Annotated in this window: 17 protein-coding genes and 1 pseudogene; 11 read left to right on the top strand and 7 right to left on the bottom strand. The window is 73.5% G+C overall.

Annotated elements, in window-relative coordinates:
- Positions 1-111: 111 nt before the first annotated feature.
- Positions 112-1038, top strand: coding sequence for a diacylglycerol kinase family protein (locus JQX11_RS07405; RefSeq protein ID WP_204924242.1), 927 nt, complete (start codon positions 112-114; stop codon positions 1036-1038).
- Here the strand turns inward: JQX11_RS07405 and JQX11_RS07400 are convergent.
- Both JQX11_RS07400 and JQX11_RS07395 read right to left on the bottom strand, forming a co-directional pair.
- Positions 1001-1891, bottom strand: a complete 891-nt coding sequence (locus JQX11_RS07400; RefSeq protein ID WP_307826104.1) for an EamA family transporter — start codon at positions 1889-1891, stop codon at positions 1001-1003. The two genes, JQX11_RS07405 and JQX11_RS07400, sit on opposite strands and share 38 nt — an antisense overlap.
- The gene (locus tag JQX11_RS07395) at positions 1888-2655 is read right to left on the bottom strand and encodes an HAD family hydrolase (protein ID WP_204924241.1); all 768 of its coding nucleotides are present in this window, start codon (positions 2653-2655) and stop codon (positions 1888-1890) included. The genes JQX11_RS07400 and JQX11_RS07395 overlap by 4 nt, the downstream gene beginning before the upstream one ends.
- 86 nt (positions 2656-2741) lie before the next feature.
- Between JQX11_RS07395 and JQX11_RS07390 the strand changes: the two genes are divergently transcribed.
- Together JQX11_RS07390 and JQX11_RS07385 are read left to right on the top strand one after the other, a co-directional pair.
- Positions 2742-5540: a DEAD/DEAH box helicase gene (locus JQX11_RS07390; RefSeq protein WP_204924240.1), complete on the top strand. Its 2799-nt coding sequence runs from the start codon at positions 2742-2744 to the stop codon at positions 5538-5540.
- Between the two features lie 167 nt (positions 5541-5707).
- Positions 5708-6601: an MHYT domain-containing protein gene (locus JQX11_RS07385; protein ID WP_204924239.1), complete on the top strand. Its 894-nt coding sequence runs from the start codon at positions 5708-5710 to the stop codon at positions 6599-6601.
- A gap of 91 nt (positions 6602-6692) precedes the next feature.
- On the opposite strand, the gene JQX11_RS07380 is transcribed toward JQX11_RS07385, so the two are convergent.
- The gene (locus JQX11_RS07380) at positions 6693-7610 is read right to left on the bottom strand and encodes a 5'-3' exonuclease (RefSeq protein ID WP_204924238.1); all 918 of its coding nucleotides are present in this window, start codon (positions 7608-7610) and stop codon (positions 6693-6695) included.
- A gap of 168 nt (positions 7611-7778) precedes the next feature.
- Here JQX11_RS07380 and JQX11_RS07375 point away from each other — a divergent pair.
- Together JQX11_RS07375 and JQX11_RS07370 are read left to right on the top strand one after the other, a co-directional pair.
- Positions 7779-8156 (top strand): annotated as a pseudogene (locus JQX11_RS07375) (TerC family protein); the annotation flags it as partial.
- A gap of 11 nt (positions 8157-8167) precedes the next feature.
- The gene (locus tag JQX11_RS07370; protein WP_204924237.1) at positions 8168-9235 is read left to right on the top strand and encodes a DUF4037 domain-containing protein; all 1068 of its coding nucleotides are present in this window, start codon (positions 8168-8170) and stop codon (positions 9233-9235) included.
- A 10-nt stretch (positions 9236-9245) separates the two neighbouring features.
- Here JQX11_RS07370 and JQX11_RS07365 read toward each other — a convergent pair whose 3' ends face one another.
- A complete protein-coding gene (locus JQX11_RS07365) occupies positions 9246-9584 on the bottom strand; it encodes a histidine phosphatase family protein (RefSeq protein WP_307826103.1) in 339 nt (112 codons plus the stop codon).
- Between the two features lie 145 nt (positions 9585-9729).
- Positions 9730-10860 (bottom strand): glycoside hydrolase family 5 protein, encoded by a 1131-nt coding sequence (locus JQX11_RS07360; RefSeq protein WP_204924236.1) that lies wholly within the window; start codon positions 10858-10860, stop codon positions 9730-9732.
- A 187-nt stretch (positions 10861-11047) separates the two neighbouring features.
- On the opposite strand from JQX11_RS07360, the gene JQX11_RS07355 reads away from it, so the two are divergent.
- From JQX11_RS07355 to JQX11_RS07345, 3 genes are read left to right on the top strand one after another with little or no spacing between them, the layout of a single operon-like run.
- Positions 11048-12190, top strand: a complete 1143-nt coding sequence (locus JQX11_RS07355) for an acyl-CoA dehydrogenase family protein (protein ID WP_204924235.1) — start codon at positions 11048-11050, stop codon at positions 12188-12190.
- Positions 12191-12199: 9 nt separating this feature from the next.
- The gene (locus JQX11_RS07350) at positions 12200-12415 is read left to right on the top strand and encodes a DUF433 domain-containing protein (protein ID WP_088647100.1); all 216 of its coding nucleotides are present in this window, start codon (positions 12200-12202) and stop codon (positions 12413-12415) included.
- A 59-nt stretch (positions 12416-12474) separates the two neighbouring features.
- A complete protein-coding gene (locus tag JQX11_RS07345; protein ID WP_204924234.1) occupies positions 12475-12966 on the top strand; it encodes an Lrp/AsnC family transcriptional regulator in 492 nt (163 codons plus the stop codon).
- A 14-nt stretch (positions 12967-12980) separates the two neighbouring features.
- Here JQX11_RS07345 and JQX11_RS07340 read toward each other — a convergent pair whose 3' ends face one another.
- On the bottom strand, positions 12981-13547 hold the full coding sequence (locus JQX11_RS07340; RefSeq protein WP_204924233.1) for a histidine phosphatase family protein: 567 nt from the start codon (positions 13545-13547) through the stop codon (positions 12981-12983).
- Positions 13548-13737: 190 nt separating this feature from the next.
- Here JQX11_RS07340 and JQX11_RS07335 point away from each other — a divergent pair, with 190 nt between their 5' ends.
- Both JQX11_RS07335 and JQX11_RS07330 read left to right on the top strand, forming a co-directional pair.
- Positions 13738-13929: a CsbD family protein gene (locus tag JQX11_RS07335; RefSeq protein ID WP_204924232.1), complete on the top strand. Its 192-nt coding sequence runs from the start codon at positions 13738-13740 to the stop codon at positions 13927-13929.
- A gap of 64 nt (positions 13930-13993) precedes the next feature.
- Positions 13994-14329, top strand: coding sequence for a YnfA family protein (locus JQX11_RS07330; protein ID WP_204924231.1), 336 nt, complete (start codon positions 13994-13996; stop codon positions 14327-14329).
- Positions 14330-14384: 55 nt separating this feature from the next.
- Here JQX11_RS07330 and JQX11_RS07325 read toward each other — a convergent pair whose 3' ends face one another.
- Positions 14385-15791 carry a KamA family radical SAM protein gene (locus JQX11_RS07325; protein WP_204924230.1) on the bottom strand — a complete coding sequence of 469 codons (1407 nt, stop codon included), beginning with the start codon at positions 15789-15791 and terminating at the stop codon, positions 14385-14387.
- A 167-nt stretch (positions 15792-15958) separates the two neighbouring features.
- On the opposite strand from JQX11_RS07325, the gene kdd reads away from it, so the two are divergent.
- Positions 15959-17020, top strand: coding sequence for an L-erythro-3,5-diaminohexanoate dehydrogenase (gene kdd, locus JQX11_RS07320; RefSeq protein ID WP_455565707.1), 1062 nt, complete (start codon positions 15959-15961; stop codon positions 17018-17020).
- Positions 17021-17022 lie beyond the last annotated feature (2 nt).

Raw genomic sequence — 17022 nt, 5'->3', positions numbered from 1 at the left:
TGCGGATGGTGACCCCGACCCCACCCGCGAACAAGGCGGAAGAACAGCCACCCGACCAGGTGGGACGCAGACGGAATCGGGGCCAGCCGGGGGACCGGTCGAGCCGGTACGGTGCTCGCCGTGACCGCAGACGATCGTCGGGCGGCCGGCCCGGTCGCCGTGCTCGCCAACCCCGTCGCCGGCCGGGGCCGGCACCGGGCGCTGCTGCCCAGGGTCCTCGACGGCCTCGCCGCCGCCGGGCACCCGGTGGAGCTGCTCACCGCGCACGACCCCGCCGGGGCCGAGGCGGCCTGCCACGCGGCGGTCGCCGCCGGGGCGTCCGCGCTGGTTGCGGTCGGTGGCGACGGCACGGTCCACCGGGCACTGCAGGCGGTCGGCGGTACGGCGGTGCCGTTCGCCCCGGTGCCGGTCGGCACCGGCAACGACTTCGCCGCCGACGCGGGGTTCCCGGCCGATCCCCTCGCCGCCGTCGCGGTGATCGCCGACGCGCTGCGGGCCGGCCGTACCCGTGGGGTCGATCTGGCCCGGATGACCGGCGGCGACGGCACCGACCGCTGGTACGGGGCGGTCCTCGCCGCCGGGTTCGACGCGATCGTCAACGAGCGGGCCAACCGGATGCGCTGGCCGCGCGGCCCCCGCCGGTACGACCTGGCGATCCTCGTCGAGCTGGCCCGGTTGCGCCCGCGCCGCTACACGCTGCGCCTCGACGGCGTCGCGCACGAGGTGGACGCGGTGCTGGTGGCGGTGGGCAACGGTGCCCGTTACGGGGGCGGTATGCGGATCTGCCCCGCCGCCGACCTCACCGACGGGCTGCTCGACGTGGTCGTCGGCGGCCGCTTCGACAGGCGCACCCTGATCCGGGTCAAACCGCGCATCTACGCCGGCACCCACGTGACGCATCCGCTGGCGAGCAGCTTCCGGGCCCGTACCGTCGAACTGGCCGCCGAGGGCATCACCACCTACGCCGACGGGGAACGGTCCCTGGACCTGCCGGTACGGATCAGCGCGGTGCCTCGGGCGGTGCGTCTGCTGCGGTGAGCGGCCCACGCGGGGCGGCGGCGCGGACCGCGCCGATGCTGGCGACGACCACCAGGCCGATCGCCAGCACCTCGACGGGGTGCAGGTCCTGCCCCAGGATCAGCCAGCCGGCGAGCGCGGCGAGCGCGGGACCGAGGCTCATCAGCACGGCGAAGGTCGAGGTGGCCAGCCGGCGCAGGGCCAGCAGTTCCAGCGTGTAGGGCAGCACCGAGGCGAGCAGCGCCAACCCGGCCCCGAGGGCCAGCACCCCCGGATGCCACAGCCGGGCCCCGGCGTCGGCCAGGCCGAACGGCAGGGACAGCAGCGCGGCCAGGGCGAGGGCGAGGGCCAGCCCGTCGGCCCGGGGGAACCGGCCGCCGACCCGCGCGGAACTGACGATGTACGCGGCCCACAGCGCGCCCGCCGCGAGCGCGAGGCCGACGCCGACGGGGTCCAGCCGGTCGAAGCCGCCCTGGCCCAGCAGCGCCACCCCGGCCAGCGCGAGGCCCGCCCAGCACCAGGCTGTCCACCGCCGGGCGGTCAGCACCGACAGGGTGAGCGGCCCGAGCACCTCCAGGGTCACCGCCGGGCCGAGCGGGATCCGTTCGATGGCCTGGTAGAAGACCGAGTTCATGCCGGCCAGGGCGAGCCCGAACGCGCCCACCGCCAGCCAGTCGGCCCGGTCGTGTCCGCGTAGCCGGGGGCGGCACACGAGCAGCATCAGCACCGCCCCGATGGCCAGCCGCAGGGTGACCGTGCCGGGGACGCCGACCCGGGGAAAGAGCAGCGCGGCCACGGCGGAGCCGAAGTGCACCGACAACGCCCCGCCGAGCACCAGCCCGACCGCCGTCGCCCGGCCGGACGACCCGGTCACGGGGAGGGCAGGGCCAGGTCGAGCACGGTGCCGAGACCGCTGGGGCGGCCTGGTCCGGCGGCCGGCAGCACCAGCACCCCGCAGCCGGCGGCGACCGCCCCGGCGTCGGCCGGGGTGTCCCCGACCATCAGCGTCCGTTCCGGGTCCACCCGCAGCATCCCGCAGGCGCGCAGGAAGATGCCCGGGTCCGGCTTGCACCGCCCCACCTCGTACGACAGCGCGTACGCGTCGACCAGGTCGGCCAGGCCCCAGGCGGCGAAGAGGGGGCGGATGTCGAAGCCGATGTTGCTGACGACCGCCACCGGGATCCCGGCGTCGCGGAGCGCGGTGAGCACCGGCGCGGTGTCCGGGTAGGGCACCCAGCCGTCCGGGGTCAGCACCCGCTCGTAGAGCGCCTCGGCGAAGCCGTCGATCCCGGCGTCCACCGTCTCGGCCAGCCCGGTGTACGCGGCCCGGTGGGCGTGCTCGTAGAGGTCCCGGTCGGCCCAGAGTTCGGCGAGCCGGGGCGGTACCCGGGCCGGCAGCGGGCCGCCGGCCCGGCCGGCGGTGAGCAGCCGGTCGGCCAGCGCCGTGGCCCGCATCCGCTCCAGCTCGACCCCGCACGTCGCGGCGGCGGCGACCACCCAGTCGTGGGCCGGTTCGACCTGGGCGAGGGTGCCGTGGAAGTCGAAGAGCACCGCCTGGACGCGATGGCGGGACGCGCCCGCCCGGGTGGCGTGCGTGACGCCGTTCGGGGTCGGGGACGGTTCGGCATGATCCGGCACGTCGTGCACCCTACCGACCCGCCCCGACGGTCGTGCCGGACGGCCTTGGCGGGTGGGTGTCGGTGGTACCGATTAATCTTGCTGACATGTCGAGCCCCGCCGAGCGGTACGCCGAGGCCCGTCGCCGGGCTGCCCAGGCCGCCCAGTTCCCGGCCCTGGAAGAGTTCACCCTCGACCTGGGGTTCGACCTCGACGACTTCCAGCGGGAGGCGTGCCAGTCGCTGGAGCGGGGCAGCGGGGTGCTGGTCTGCGCCCCGACCGGGGCGGGCAAGACGGTGGTCGGTGAGTTCGCCGTGCACCTGGCGTTGCGGGGCGTGCCGGGTGCGGCGTCGCCGGCCGGGGACGCGCCCCCCGCTCCCCGGCGCAAGTGCTTCTACACCACGCCGATCAAGGCGCTGTCCAACCAGAAGTACCACGACCTGGTGCAGCGTTACGGTGCCGCGCAGGTCGGGCTGCTCACCGGCGACAACGCGATCAACGGGGACGCCCCGGTGGTGGTGATGACCACCGAGGTGCTGCGCAACATGCTCTACGCCGGTTCGGCCACCCTGGCCGGCCTGGCCTACGTGGTGATGGACGAGGTGCACTACCTCGCCGACCGGTTCCGGGGCGGGGTCTGGGAAGAGGTGATCATCCACCTGCCCTCCTCGGTCACCCTGGTGTCGCTGTCGGCGACGGTCTCCAACGCCGAGGAGTTCGCCGACTGGCTGGTCACGGTGCGCGGTGAGACGGCGGTGGTGGTCAGCGAGCACCGGCCGGTGCCGTTGTGGCAGCACATGCTGGTGGGCAGGCGGATGTTCGACCTGTTCCACGACGCCGACGCGGCCCGCAAGCACGACGTGCACCCGGAGTTGTTGCGCTACACCCGGGAGCAGACCCGCCGGCTGGAGCTGGGGGAGGGGCGCAGCGCCGGCCCCGGCGGCGGTCGGCGGGGTCCGCGCTGGCGGGGGCCGCTGCGTCCGGACATCGTCGACCGGCTCGACCGGGAGGGGCTGCTCCCGGCGATCCTGTTCATCTTCAGCCGGGCCGGCTGCGCCGCCGCCGTGCAGCAGTGCCTGGCGGCCGGTCTGCGGCTGACCTCGGCGGAGGAACGCGCCGAGATCCGTCGGGTGGTGGAGTCCCGGGTCACCGCGATCCCCGGCGAGGACCTGAGCGTGCTGGGCTACTGGGAGTGGCTCGACGGCTTGGAGCGTGGTCTGGCCGCCCACCACGCCGGGATGCTGCCGGTGTTCAAGGAGGTCGTCGAGGAGTTGTTCGTCCGGGGGCTGGTCAAGGCGGTCTTCGCCACCGAGACCCTGGCGTTGGGCATCAACATGCCGGCCCGGTGCGTGGTGCTGGAGCGGCTGGTCAAGTTCAACGGCGAGGCCCACGTCGACCTGACCCCGGGGGAGTACACGCAGCTCACCGGGCGGGCCGGTCGGCGGGGCATCGACGTCGAGGGGCACGCCGTGGTGGTGTGGTCGCCCGAGACCGATCCCCGGCACGTGGCGGGCCTGGCCTCCACCCGTACCTATCCGCTGCGGTCGAGCTTCCGGCCGTCGTACAACATGGCGGTCAACCTGGTCGGTAGCGTGGGTGCCGAGCCGGCCCGTGCGCTGCTGGAGTCGTCGTTCGCCCAGTTCCAGGCGGACCGGTCGGTGGTCGGGCTGGCCCGCCAGGTGCAGCGCAACACCGAGACCATCGACGCGTACGGCGCGGAGGCGGCCTGTCACCAGGGTGACTTCGACGAGTACTTCGCGCTGCGGGTGGCCATCGCCGACCGGGAGCGGGCCATCGCCCGGCAGGGGCAGACCCAGCGCAAGGCCGCCGCGGTGGCGGCGTTGGAGCGGTTGCGGGTCGGTGACGTGATCCGGGTGCCGTCCGGGCGGCGGGCCGGGCTCGCGGTCGTCCTCGATCCGGCGACCGGGGGGTTCGGTGAGCCCCGGCCGCTGGTGCTCACCCAGGACCGTTGGGCCGGGCGGGTGAGTCCCGGCGATTTCACCACCCCGGCCGAGGTGCTGGCCCGCATCCGGGTGCCCAAGCACTTCAACCACCGTTCGCCGGCTGCCCGGCGGGATCTCGCCGCCGAGGTCAGCGGCACCGGGCTGGACCGGCACGGTGGCCGGCGGGGTGGCCGGTCCCGGCAGGCCGCCGGTGAGGACCACCGGCTCAGCCAGCTCCGCACCGAGTTGCGGCGGCACCCCTGCCACGCCTGCCCGGAGCGGGAGGATCACGCCCGGTGGGCGGAGCGGCGTCGGCGGCTGGAGAAGGACACCGACGAGCTGCGGCAGCGGGTGTCGGGGCGGACCGGCTCCCTGGCCCGGACCTTCGACCGGATCGTCGCCCTGCTGACCGCCCGGGGTTACCTGTCGGCCGACGGTGGGGTGACCGACGCCGGTCGGATGCTGGGCCGGATCTGGACGGAGGCCGACCTGCTGGTCGCCGAGTGTCTGCGGCGGGGTGTCTGGGACGGTCTGTCGCCGGCGGAGCTGGCCGCCGCCGTCTCGGTGGTGGTGTTCGAGGCGCGGCGGGACGTCGACGAGCGGGCGTCGCTGCCGCGTGGGCCGGTCGCCGACGCGGTCGACGAGACGCTCAAGCTGTGGAGCGAGATCGAGGCCGACGAGGCGCAGCGGGGCCTGACCGCCACCCGGGAGCCGGATCTGGGGTTCGCCTGGCCGATCTACCGGTGGGCGCGGGGGGAGACCCTGGCCAAGGTGCTCGCCAGTGGGCACCAGTTCGACGGGGAGATGCCGGCCGGGGATTTCGTCCGCTGGGCCCGACAGGTCGCCGACCTGCTCGGTCAACTATCCGACTCCGGTGGGGCGTCGACTGAGTTGCGGGCCACCGCGCGGCAGGCGATCGCCGCCGTGAACCGGGGCGTACTCGCCCATTACCCCTCCGCCTGATCATCACTTTCGGTCACCGTCGGGCGGTGAATCGACGCATCGGACGGTCACCGTGACGGCACCCCCCGGATTGCCGGGGGGCCGCTGTTGCGCCTGCTCGCAGGCTCCCCGATCATTGCTCGGGCGCGGTCGCCTACGCGCCGGTAATGAGTGGGGGGAAGACCGCTGTGGCGGAGATCAATCACTTTGAGTACGGGTGGATCACACCGGCGCTGAGTTACGCGCTGTCCGTGCTCGGTTCGTTCCTCGGTCTGGTCTGTGCCGGGCGGATCCGTACCGCCACCGGTTCCGGCCAGCGGTTCTGGTGGGGCCTGCTGGCCGCCTGGGCGATCGGTGGCACCGCGATCTGGGCGATGCACTTCATGGCCATGCTCGGGTTCGCGGTCACCGGCACCCGCATCCGGTACGACGTGCCGCTGACCGCCGCGAGCACGGTGATCGCCGTCACCGCCGTCGGGATCGGCCTGGCGATCGTCGGCACCGGCCGGCTCGGTGCCGCGAAGGTCCTCGGGGGTGGCCTGTTCACCGGGATCGGCGTCGCGGCCATGCACTACACCGGGATGGCCGCGATGCGGCTCAACGGTGACCTGAACTACGACGCCACCCGGGTCGGGCTGTCGGTGGCCATCGCCATCGTCGCGGCCACCGTGGCGCTGTGGCTGGCGATGACCGTCCGCCGGGGCCTGGCGATCGTCGGTTCCGCCCTGGTGATGGGGGTGGCGGTCAACGGCATGCACTTCACCGGGATGAGTGCCCTGTCGGTGCATCTGCACGGGCAGCGCGGCGAGGTGACCGGCGCGGGGGTGAGCACCCTGCTGGTGCCGATCGTCCTCGCGGTGATCTTCGTGGTGGTGGGGTTGGTCTACGCGCTGCTGGCCGCGCCCACCGACGACGACCGGGCCGCCGCCGCCTACCTGCAGGCCCGGCAGGTCAACGCGCCGGTCGTCGAACCGCAGGCGGCCCCGGACCCGGTGGGCCTGCGCGCCCGGTCGACCACCCTGGGCCGGCCGGGCACCCCGTTCCCGTCCCGTCGGGACGCCCCGCCCCCGCCGTCGCGCTGACCGCCGCAGGCTCCGACGGCGGGATCCCGACCGTCCGGTCGGTGGTGCGGGGCGGACCGGTGGACGATCCGCCCGCACCGCCTCCGCGCGGTCAGTGCTGGGCGAGGGCGTCGACGAGCCGCCGGCACGAGCCGGCCAGGTTCCACCGCTGGGCCAGCTCCAGCAGCCGGTCGGGGTCGGCGGGGGCGGCCGGCAGCGTGGTCGGCAGCGCCGGCAGCGGCACGTCGGTGGCGACCCGGACAACCTTCGGGGCCACCGCCAGGTAGTCGCGGGCGCCGTCGAGCTTGGCGCGCAGCCCCGGGGCGAACCCGGAGCCGGGATCGTCGAGCGCGGCGAGGATGCCGGGCAGGTCTCCGTAGCGGTCGATCAGCCGGGCGGCCGTCTTCTCGCCGACCCCGGGCACCCCGGGAAGCCCGTCGCTCGGGTCACCGCGCAGGGCGGCGAAGTCGGCGTACCGGTCGGCGGGGACACCGTAGCGGGCCCGGACGGCGGCGTCGTCGCAGTCGTCGAGCTTGGCCACCCCGCGACCGATGTAGAGCAGCCGGACCCGGCGCTCGTCGTCGACGAGCTGGAACAGGTCGCGGTCGCCGGAGACCACCTCCACCGGGCCGGGCTGGGTGACCGACAGGGTGCCCAGCACGTCGTCGGCCTCGTAGCCGGTCGCGCCGACGGCGGTGATGCCGATCGCGGCCAGCACGTCGAGGATCACCGGCACCTGCGGGGAGAGGGTGTCGGGTACCTCCTCGCCGCCGGCCGGGGCGACCCGGTGCGCCTTGTACGACGGCAGCAGCTCCACCCGCCAGGCGGGCCGCCAGTCGTGGTCGAGCGCGCAGACCATCCGGTCGGGCCGGCGGGTGCGGACCAGCTGGGCGAGCATGTCGAGGAACCCGCGCACGGCGTTGACCGGCTGGCCGTCGTCGGTCCGTGCCGCCGACTCGGGCACCCCGAAGTAGGCCCGGAAGTAGAGGCTGGGCGCGTCGATCAGCAGGATCGGCTGTTGGTCTGCCACGCCCGACAGCCTGGCACACCCCACCGACAGGATGAGGGACGCCCACCGTCCGCACCGGCCCGGTCTCCGCTGTCACCGGCGGCTGACCTCCCTCGCCGCGGTCGGAGGTCGGCAGCGCCTTCCCGAGGTGCCGCGGATCCACAGCGTTCTGTCAGCCGGATCCGGCTGACATGCAGTTCATTCGCCATCCTGGGCCTGCGCAGCCTGTACTTCTGCCTCGCCGGGCTGCTTCGCCGCTTCGTCCACCTGCACTACGGCCTCGCCGTCCTGCTTGCCTTCGCCGGCGTCAAGCTCATCCTGTCCGAGACCCCGGTCGGGAAACTACCCATCCCGGTCACCCTCGGCGTGATCGTCGTGACGATCACGGTGTCGATCGGGTGGAGCCTGCGCTCCACCCGCGGCACCACCGCTCCGCGGGAACACCGATGACCGCGATCCACCTGCCACCACCGTCGTCGGCCTCGGCCTGCCGATCCTCCACAACGCCGGCGTCGAGGGTGGGTGTCGGTCGGAATCCGGCGTGACGGCACGGTGGCCGCCGGGTGAGACTGCCGGGCATGGAGTTCGTGCCCGGTCTTGTCCTGTGCCGCCGCTTCCACGACGAGGCGATCGCGCCGCTGCTGATGGACCGCCTGCCCGGCCTGCGGTACTCCGCCGGCCTGCTCGACGGCGGTTCGGAGCTGCTGGGCCTGGACACCGAGCGCTCCACCGACCACGACTGGGGGCCGCGGGCCCAGGTCTTCGTCGCCGACCCGGCCGAACTGGCACCGTTGCGCGCGGCACTGGCCGACCTGCCGCTGCGGTTCCTGGGCCGGCCGACCCGCTTCCTCAGCTGGCCGACGGCCCGGGTGGGTTTGCCCGACGTCGACGGTGACCGCAGCGGGGTCGAGGTGGTCGGGTTGCCCGACTGGCTGCGGGGCCGGCTCGGTTTCGACCCCACCGTCGCCGTCACCACCGACGACTGGCTCGCCGTGCCGACCCAGCGGCTGGCCGAGCTGACCGGCGGGGCGGTCTTCCACGACGGGCTGCACGGTGCCCTCGGCGCGGTCCGGGCCGCCCTGGCCTGGTATCCGGACGACGTGTGGCGGCACGTGCTGGCCGCCGGGTGGACCCGGGTGGGGCAGGCCGAGCATCTCGTCGGCCGGTGCGCGGAGGTGGGCGACGCGCTGGGCAGCCGGCTGGTGGCCGCCCGCGTCGCCCGGGACCTGATGCGGCTCGGCCTGCTGGCCCGTCGCCGCTGGCCGCCGTACGACAAGTGGCTCGGCAGTGTGTTCGCCGCGCTACCAGACGGCGGCCCGGTGGTGGCGGCGCTGGCCGACACGCTCGGTCCGGGCGACTGGCCGCACCGGCAGGCAGGGCTGGTGCGGGCGCTGGAGACGGTGGCCGGGTGGACCAACGACACCGGGCTGGCCGGACCGGTCGACGTGGCGGTCCGGCCCTTCCACGGGCGGCCCTTCCTGGTGCTCGACGCGCCCCGCGTGGCCACCGCGCTGCGCAACTCGATCGTCGACCCGTCCCTGCGGGACCGTCCCCTGGTCGGCGCGGTGGACCAGTACGTCGACAGCGTGGACGTACTGACCCACCCCGAGAGGGTCCGCCGGATCTCGGCGGTCGTCGCCTCCTGACCGGCGTCGGTCAGGAGGACGACGGCCCTGGCGGGTCCGTCAGCCGGTACTCCCAGCCTTCCCGCCAGGCGAAGTCGGCGTCCACCAGGTCCTCCAGCCTTACCCCGTCGATCCGGTGGTCGAGCCCCCATCGGGTGGCGACGTGTCCGATCACCAGGATCCGCCGTCCCGCCCACCGCGTGGGAAGGTCGTCGAGAAAGCGTCCGACCCGTCGGACAGCCTGTCGCCAGCTCTCCCCGCCGGGGTAGGGACGGTCGAGGTAGCGGCTGCGCTGTTCGTGCAGTTCGCGCGCCGGACTGCCGTTCCGCTCCCCGTAGTCGCACTCCCGTAGCCGCCAGTCGTGCAGCACCGGGACGGTGGTTCCCGAGAGGGCGATCTCTACGGCAGCCAGCCGGTGCCGACGCCCCGCTCGTTGTCCTCGCTCCAGGAGTGCGTTTCGAAGACGACCTCCGTCTGCATGGGGTGATGATATCGACGGCGGGCGTCCCGGCGGCTCAGCCCAGGATCCGGGAGCGGATGAACGCTCCCGACTCGGTCAGCACGGCGGTGCCGGTGAAGTCGGTGCCGGCGCAGGTGCCCCGCCGGAACACCGAGTTGCTCTCCGGGCCGTCGGAGTAGCTCCACATCGAGTAGCTGATCTTCAGGCGTTGCAGCAGGTCCAGCCAGGTGGTGGCGCTGGCCAGGTCGTTGGGGCCGTCGCCGGTGAAGGTCTGGGTGCCGAACTCGCTGACGAACAGCGGCAGGCTCCGGGCGGCCCGGGCCACCGTGTCGCGTTGCAGGTCCCGGTGGGAGGCGGCGTAGAAGTGGAACGTGTACATGATGTTCTCGGCCTCGACGGGGTCGTCGGTCACCTCGGTCTCGTCGGCGCCCTCGGAGACGCCGAGGGAGGAGAAGCCCCGGGTGCCGACCAGCACCACGCTGTCCGGGCCGGCGGCGCGGATCACCGGGATGACCTGCTCGGCGTAGCTCTTGATGGTGGCCCAGGCGACCCCGTTGGGCTCGTTGGCGATCTCCCAGAGCACGTTGGTCCGTGCGGCGTGCCGGGCGGCGACCTCGGCGAAGAACGACCGGGCCCGGTCCAGGTTGACCAGCGGGTCGCCGGGGGTCAGGACGTGGAAGTCGACCACCACGTAGAGGCCGAGGGCGCTGGCGGTCTCCACCGCCTCGTCGACCCGGCGGGTGAAGCCGGCCGGGTCGGTCTCGAATCCTCCCTCCTGGACGTACATCGCCACCCGGACGAAGTCGGCCCGCCAGTCGGTGCGCAGCGCTGCCAGCGAGTCGGGGTTGAGGCAGTTCGGGAAGAACTGCAGGCCGTGGCTGCTCATCCCGCGCAACTGGACCGGCTCGCCGGCCGCGTCGCACAGGTGCACCCCGCACACCCGTAGCCGGCCGTGGCGGTCCACCGGGGACCCGACGGGCGCGGCGGCCGGTGCCCCGGTGGCGGGGACCGGGGCGTCGGCGGTGGCCGGTGGCGGGGCGGACCTCGCGGGGTCGGCCGGGCTCGTGGCGGCCGGTGGTGCGGCGTCGGTCTCGGCGTTCGCGGTGGGGACGGTCAGGGCCGCCCAGCCGGCGACGAGCGCGGCGAGGGCCACCGCCGTCGAGGTCAGTGCTGCGCGTCGGTGCATGGGAACTCCGGTCGGGCTCGTCGGGACCGGGGAAGGCGTCCGGTGGTACGTAGCCGCGGCGGGCGCGGTTCACCGGGGTGCCGGCCGACGCCGGACTGGGCCCCGACCCGAACGACCGTTAAGCTTGCGGGGTGGCGCCCGACGGACGACGGGCGGCGGCTCACCCACCTCTGGAGCTCATCGCGCTATGACTGTCGACCGCATCCTCCCCACCGACGAGGCCCACGACCTGCTCGACCTCGCCACCGAACTGGCCGACCGGGAACTCGCGCCCCGGGCAGCCGGTTTCGAGGAGCGCGCCGAGTTCCCCCGCGACGTGCTGCGCACCCTGGGCCGGGCCGGCCTGCTGGGCCTGCCGTACGCCGAGGAGCACGGCGGTGCGGCCCAGCCGTACGAGGTCTACCTGCAGGTGCTGGAGATCCTCGCCGGCCGGTGGCTCGCGGTCGCCGAGGCGGTCAGCGTGCACACCCTGTCCTGCTACCCGCTTGCCGCGTTCGGCACCGACGCCCAGCGCAAGCTGCTGCCGGAGCTGGTGGGTGGGGAACTGCTCGGGGCGTACTGCCTGTCGGAGCCGCAGGGTGGGTCGGACGCCGCCGGGTTGACCACCCGGGCGGTCCGCGACGGCGACGACTATCTGGTCACCGGGGTCAAGGCGTGGATAACGCACGCCCAGGTGGCGGACTTCTACAACGTGTTCTGCCGCACCGGCGGGCCGGGCCCGAAGGGCATCTCCTGCCTGCTGGCCGACCGGGGCACGCCGGGCATCGCCCCGCAGGCGGCCGAGCGGACGATGGGGCTGCGTTCGTCGCCGGTGGCGCAGATCGCCTTCGACGACGCCCGGGTGCCGGCCGAGCGGCTGATCGGCGGGGAGGGCGCGGGCTTCACCATCGCGATGTCCGCGCTGGACTCGGGGCGGCTGGGCATCGCCGCCTGCGCGGTCGGCCTGGCCCAGGCGGCGCTGGACTACGCCGTCGGCTACGCCCGCCAGCGGCAGCAGTTCGGCCGGGCCATCGTCGACTTCCAGGGGGTGGGGTTCCTGCTGGCCGACGCGGCCACCCAGATCTCCGCCGCGCGGGCGCTGACCCTGGCGGCGGCCCGGCTGCGCGACGCCGGCCGGCCGTACTCGATCGAGGCGGCCAAGGCGAAGCTGTTCGCCACCGACGTGGCGATGCGGGTGACCACCGACGCGGTGCAGGTGCTCGGCGGGGCCGGGTACGTGGCCGACCACCCGGTCGAGCGGTACATGCGCGAGGCGAAGGTGCTCCAGATCGTCGAGGGCACCAACCAGATCCAGCGGCTGGTGATCTCCCGGGCGCTGGCGAGGGACTAACCTGTGCCGGTGACGTTTCCCCGGATCACCATCGACCCCGAGGTGATGGGCGGCGCGCCCTGTGTGCGGCAGTCCCGTGTCCCGGTGGCGACCCTGCTGGCGATGATGGCGGAGGGCATGTCGGTGACGGACATCCTCACCGATCTGCCCTTCCTCGATGAGGAGGATCTGGCCGAGGTGCTCAACTTCGCGGCCGACGCGGTGCGCGACCGGGCGGCCCGCTGAGCGTCACATCGGGCGGGACGTCGTCGCCAGGGGAGCGCTCCACCGGGTAGGTTGCACGGGTGGAGGAGATCGACCGTGCCATCGTCGCCGCGCTGACCGCCGACGGCCGCCTGTCGTACACGGATCTGGCGGAGAGGGTCGGCCTGTCGGTCTCGGCCGTGCACCAGCGGGTCCGCCGGCTGGAACAGCGCGGCGTGATCAACGGGTACACCGCCCGGGTGTCGTTCGAGGCGTTGGACCTGCCGATGACCGCGTTCGTGGCGATCCGGCCGTTCGACCCGTCGCAGCCGGACGACGCGCCGGAGCGGCTGGCCCACCTGCCCGAGATCGACTCCTGCTACTCGGTGGCGGGTGAGGACTTCTACCTGCTCCTGGTGCGGGTGGCCGGGCCGGCCGACCTGGAACGGGTGCTCCAGGAGATCCGCACCGCGGCGAACGTGACCACCCGCACGACGGTGGTGCTGTCCACCCCGTACGAGGGGCGTCCGCCGAAGGTGGCCGTGGGGGAGCTGCGGAGCCGTGCCCGCAGCGGCGCGGAGGCCCCGGCCTAGCTGCCGCCCGGGTGCTAGCGGCCGTTCCAGCGCAGGATCACCGGGCGGCCGTGTTCGTGGCCGAGCACGCTGACGGTGGCGGTGTCCAGGCGTAGTTTGCCGCCGCCGGCGGCGGGCAGGCCGATCCACCGGGCACCGACGACCCGGAGCAGGTGGGCGTGCCCGACCAGCCCGACGTCGCCCTGGGCCAGCAGCGGCGTGAGCCGGGCGAGCAGCCGGTCGACCCGGGCCCCGACCTGGTCGGGGGTCTCCCCGTCGGGGCAGCCGTCGGTCCAGAGGTCCCAGTCGGGGCGTTCGGTGTGGATGTCGGCGGTGGTGCGGCCCTCGTACCGGCCGTAGTGCCATTCGGTGAGGTCGTCGTCGGTGGCGTCGACGGTGAGGCCGGCGAGCTGCGCGGTGCGCAGCGCCCGTCGCCGGGGGCTGGCGAGCACGGTGGCGAAGCGCTGCCCGGCCAGCACCCCGGCCAGGGCGCGGGCCTGCCGCTCGCCGTCGGGGGTCAGCTCCAGGTCGGTGTACGAGGTGTGCCGTCGGCTGGCGCTCCACGTCGTCTCGCCGTGCCGGATCAGGATGATCTCGCTCATCCGCCCAGTCAACCAGCATCCGCCGGTCCCAGCCGGCCACCTATTGTCCTAGGACGCCGTACAGATGGTGCGCCAAGGCGCACCCCTTCCCGCCAGCGCCTACGGCGCGGTTTGTTTCGGGTCGGCCGGATCGGGGACGCCACCGGTACGGGGCAGCGGCCCCGTGACCGCCGCAGCGACAGGAGGCGACATGAGCTTCACCGACAAGGCGAAGAACAAGGCCCAGGAGCTGACCGGCGCCGCGAAGGAGCGGCTCGGCGACATGACCGACAACGAGCGGATGCGGGCCGAGGGCGCCACCGAGCAGAGCGAGGCGCGGACCAGGCAGGCCGGCGAGCACGTCAAGGACGCCGGTCGGGACGTCCGGGACGCCATGCGTTGACGGTCCACGCCGGTCGGGTGGCCCCTGGGCACGGTGCGGGGGCCACCCGGGTTAGCGTGCGGGCATGCTGGTCGCCCGTTCGCTGGTGTTGTTCGTCCTGGCCGCGCTCGCCGAGATCGGTGGGGCGTGGCTGATCTGGCAGGGCTGGCGGGAGCACCGGGGCCTGTGGTGGATCGCCGCCGGGGTGATCGCGTTGGGCGTCTACGGGTTCGTGGCGACGTTCCAGCCGGAGGCGAACTTCGGCCGCATCCTGGCCGCGTACGGCGGGGTGTTCGTGGCGGGATCGCTGGCGTGGGGGGTGCTGGTCGACGGCTTCCGGCCGGACCGGTGGGACGTGGCGGGCGCGGCGATCTGTCTGCTCGGCGTCGCCGTGATCATGTACGCCCCGCGCGGGGCGTGACGCCCGTCGCCCCCGTGACCGGTCCGGGTCACGGGGGCGACGGGGTGGTGCGGGTTCAATCGTCGCGGTGGGCGGCCCACCACTGCTGGCCGGCCTCGGGGAGAGTGTCGATCGGGTCGTAGTAGGCGTAGCGCTTGTTCAGCGCTTCCAGGTCGGCCGACTCGATGGAGGTGCGGTAGTTCTTGGTCCAGTAGGAGATGCCGCGTTCCCGGTCGTACTCGGTGAGCATGTGCACCCAGCGCTTGCCGACGAAGGGCACGTCGCAGACGATCCGGGGGGTGGCGTAGCCCGGCAGGTAGCCCATGATGTCGTGCTGGAGCTGCTGGGCGTGCCAGACGGGGACCCGCCAGTGCTCGGCGTTGGGGATCATGTCGCACATGTAGAAGTAGTACGGCAGGATGCCGGCCTCACCCTGCAGGGCGAAGCACAGGTCGAGCAGGTCGGGGGCGGTGGCGTTGACGCCGCGCATGAGCACGCCCTGGTTGCGCACGTCGCGGACGCCGACGTCGAGGGCGGTCTGGGCGGCCTTCGCGACCAGCGGGGTGATCGACTGGGCGTGGTTGACGTGGGTGTGGATGGCCAGGTTGACGCCGCGTCGGGCGGCGGTGCGGGCGACCCGTTCCAGGCCCTCGACGACGTCGTTCTGCAGCCAGTGCTGGGGCAGGCCCATCAGGGCCTTGGTGGCGAGCCGGATGTCGCGGACGGTTTCAAGTTCGAGCAGCCGCATCAGGTACGACTCGAGGTTGCGCCAGGGGACGTTGGCCACGTCGCCGCCGGAGACGACGACGTCACGGACGCCGGGGTGGGCCTTGAGGTAGGTGATGTGGGCGTCGTAGCGGTCGACGGGCTTGAGGGTGAGCTTGAGCTTGTCGACGGCGGGGGTGGAGTTGCCGACGAGGTCCATCCGGGTGCAGTGGCCGCAGTACTGGGGGCAGGTGGAGAGCAGTTCGGCGAGGACCTTGGTGGGGTAGCGGTGGGTGAGGCCCTCGGCGACCCACATGTCGTGTTCGTGCAGTGAGTCGCGGCTGGCGTAGGGGTGCGACGGCCAGTCGGTGCGCCGGTCGGCGGCGACGGGGATCATGTAGCGGCGGATCGGGTCGGCGCGGAACGCCTCGGTGGTCATCGGGGCGAACGGCACCATCGTGTTGATCATCTGGGGTGGCACCAGCATCGACATGGTGGCCAGGGCCTGCTGGTCGGCGGCGAGGTCGGTGTAGAAGCTCTCGTCGACGGTGTCGCCGAGGACGGCGCGGAGCTGCTTGATGTTCTTGACGCAGTTGACGCGTTGCCACTGGGCGTTCTCCCACTGTTCGCGGGTGACGTCCCGCCAGCCGGGGAAGCGGGTCCAGTCGGGTTCGACCAGGGGGGTGCGGCGGTATTCGTAGGGCTGCCCGGCGGTCGGTACGGCGACCGGGGCGGGGCGGGGGCCGGGGATGGTCGCCATCGGTTGGGTCTGGGTCACGGCCCCTCCTCGTGGTGCGTGCGGCCGGGGTGACCGGCAAGCTGGTGCGATGATCGGTAGATCCGAAGGCTACTGGAAAATATCCGGCGAAGAAATTAGTCTGCCGTAAGTTTTCCCGCGATGCGAGTCCTGGTCGGGGCTTCGGGCGGTGGAGAGGGGAGGTCGGCGTGACGTCACCGGTGGGTCTGCACCGCGTCGTGGAACCGGCGGGGGTGCTGCCGCAGGCGGCCTGGCGGTTGGACGCCGACCCGCGGATCGCCCCCAACGAGGTGCGCATCCGGGTGGAGCGGCTGAATCTGGACGCGGCGAGTTTCCGGCAGTTGGCGCAGAAGCACGACGGCGACGGGGCGAAGGTCCGTGCCGAGGTGCTGGAGATCGTGTCGGCGCGGGGCAAGATGCAGAATCCGGTGACCGGGTCGGGTGGGATGCTGATCGGCACCGTGGAGGAGGCCGGCCGGCGGTCGCCGTTGGGGTTGGCGGTGGGTGACCGGGTGGCGACGTTGGTGTCGTTGACGCTGACCCCGCTGGCGATCCTCGACGGGCTGGCCCGGTGGGACGGGCGCAGCGAGCAGGTGCCGTGTGACGGGTACGCGATCCTGTTCGCGCGGTCGATCGCGGCGGTGTTGCCGGCGGATCTGCATCCGGAGTTGGCGTTGGCGGTGCTGGACGTGTGCGGGGCGCCGGCGTTGACGGCCCGGGTGGTCGCCGAGCAGGTGGCGCGGCGGGAGCGGGCGGGTGACGGGTCGCCGGTGACGGTGGCGGTGATCGGTGGGGCGGGTAAGAGCGGGTCGTTGTCGTTGGCGGCGGCGCGGCGGGCGGGTGCTGGTCGTACGGTCGGGGTGGTGCCGGTGGCGGCGGAGCGGGACGCGCTGGTGGCGGCCGGTCTGGCGTCGGTGGTGGCGTTGGCTGACGCCCGGGATCCGGTGGGGGTGTCGTCGGCGGTGACGACGGCGTTGGGTGGGCCGGCGGACGTGACGGTGGTGTGCGTGGACGTGCCGGGGTGTGAGCACGGCGCGGTGTTGGCCACGGCGGACGGCGGCACGGTGATCTTCTTCTCGATGGCGACGAGTTTCGCGGCGGCGGCTCTGGGTGCGGAGGGGTTGGCGGCGGACGTGACGATGCTGGTGGGCAACGGTTACGTGCCGGGGCACGCGGAGTTGGCGTTGGGGTTGGTGCGGTCGGAGCCGGGGGTACGTGGTCTCTTCGCGTCCCGGTTGGCGGCAGACTGAGT

It is taken from the genome of Micromonospora humida (genome assembly GCF_016901255.1).
GTDB classification, from domain to species: domain Bacteria; phylum Actinomycetota; class Actinomycetes; order Mycobacteriales; family Micromonosporaceae; genus Micromonospora; species Micromonospora wenchangensis.
The sequence above is the reverse complement of the archived record's forward strand: the minus strand, read 5'-3'. Positions and strand labels throughout refer to the sequence as shown.

Bases quoted from the DNA above. Each gene is read 5' to 3' on its own strand.
- JQX11_RS07390 (WP_204924240.1), top strand. From the start codon at position 2,742: ATGTCGAGCCCCGCCGAGCGGTACGCCGAGGCCCGTCGCCGGGCTGCC.
- JQX11_RS07370 (WP_204924237.1), top strand. From the start codon at position 8,168: ATGGAGTTCGTGCCCGGTCTTGTCCTGTGCCGCCGCTTCCACGACGAG.
- JQX11_RS07360 (WP_204924236.1), bottom strand. From the start codon at position 10,860: ATGCACCGACGCGCAGCACTGACCTCGACGGCGGTGGCCCTCGCCGCG.
- JQX11_RS07355 (WP_204924235.1), top strand. From the start codon at position 11,048: ATGACTGTCGACCGCATCCTCCCCACCGACGAGGCCCACGACCTGCTC.
- JQX11_RS07340 (WP_204924233.1), bottom strand. From the start codon at position 13,547: ATGAGCGAGATCATCCTGATCCGGCACGGCGAGACGACGTGGAGCGCC.
- JQX11_RS07335 (WP_204924232.1), top strand. From the start codon at position 13,738: ATGAGCTTCACCGACAAGGCGAAGAACAAGGCCCAGGAGCTGACCGGC.
- JQX11_RS07330 (WP_204924231.1), top strand. From the start codon at position 13,994: ATGCTGGTCGCCCGTTCGCTGGTGTTGTTCGTCCTGGCCGCGCTCGCC.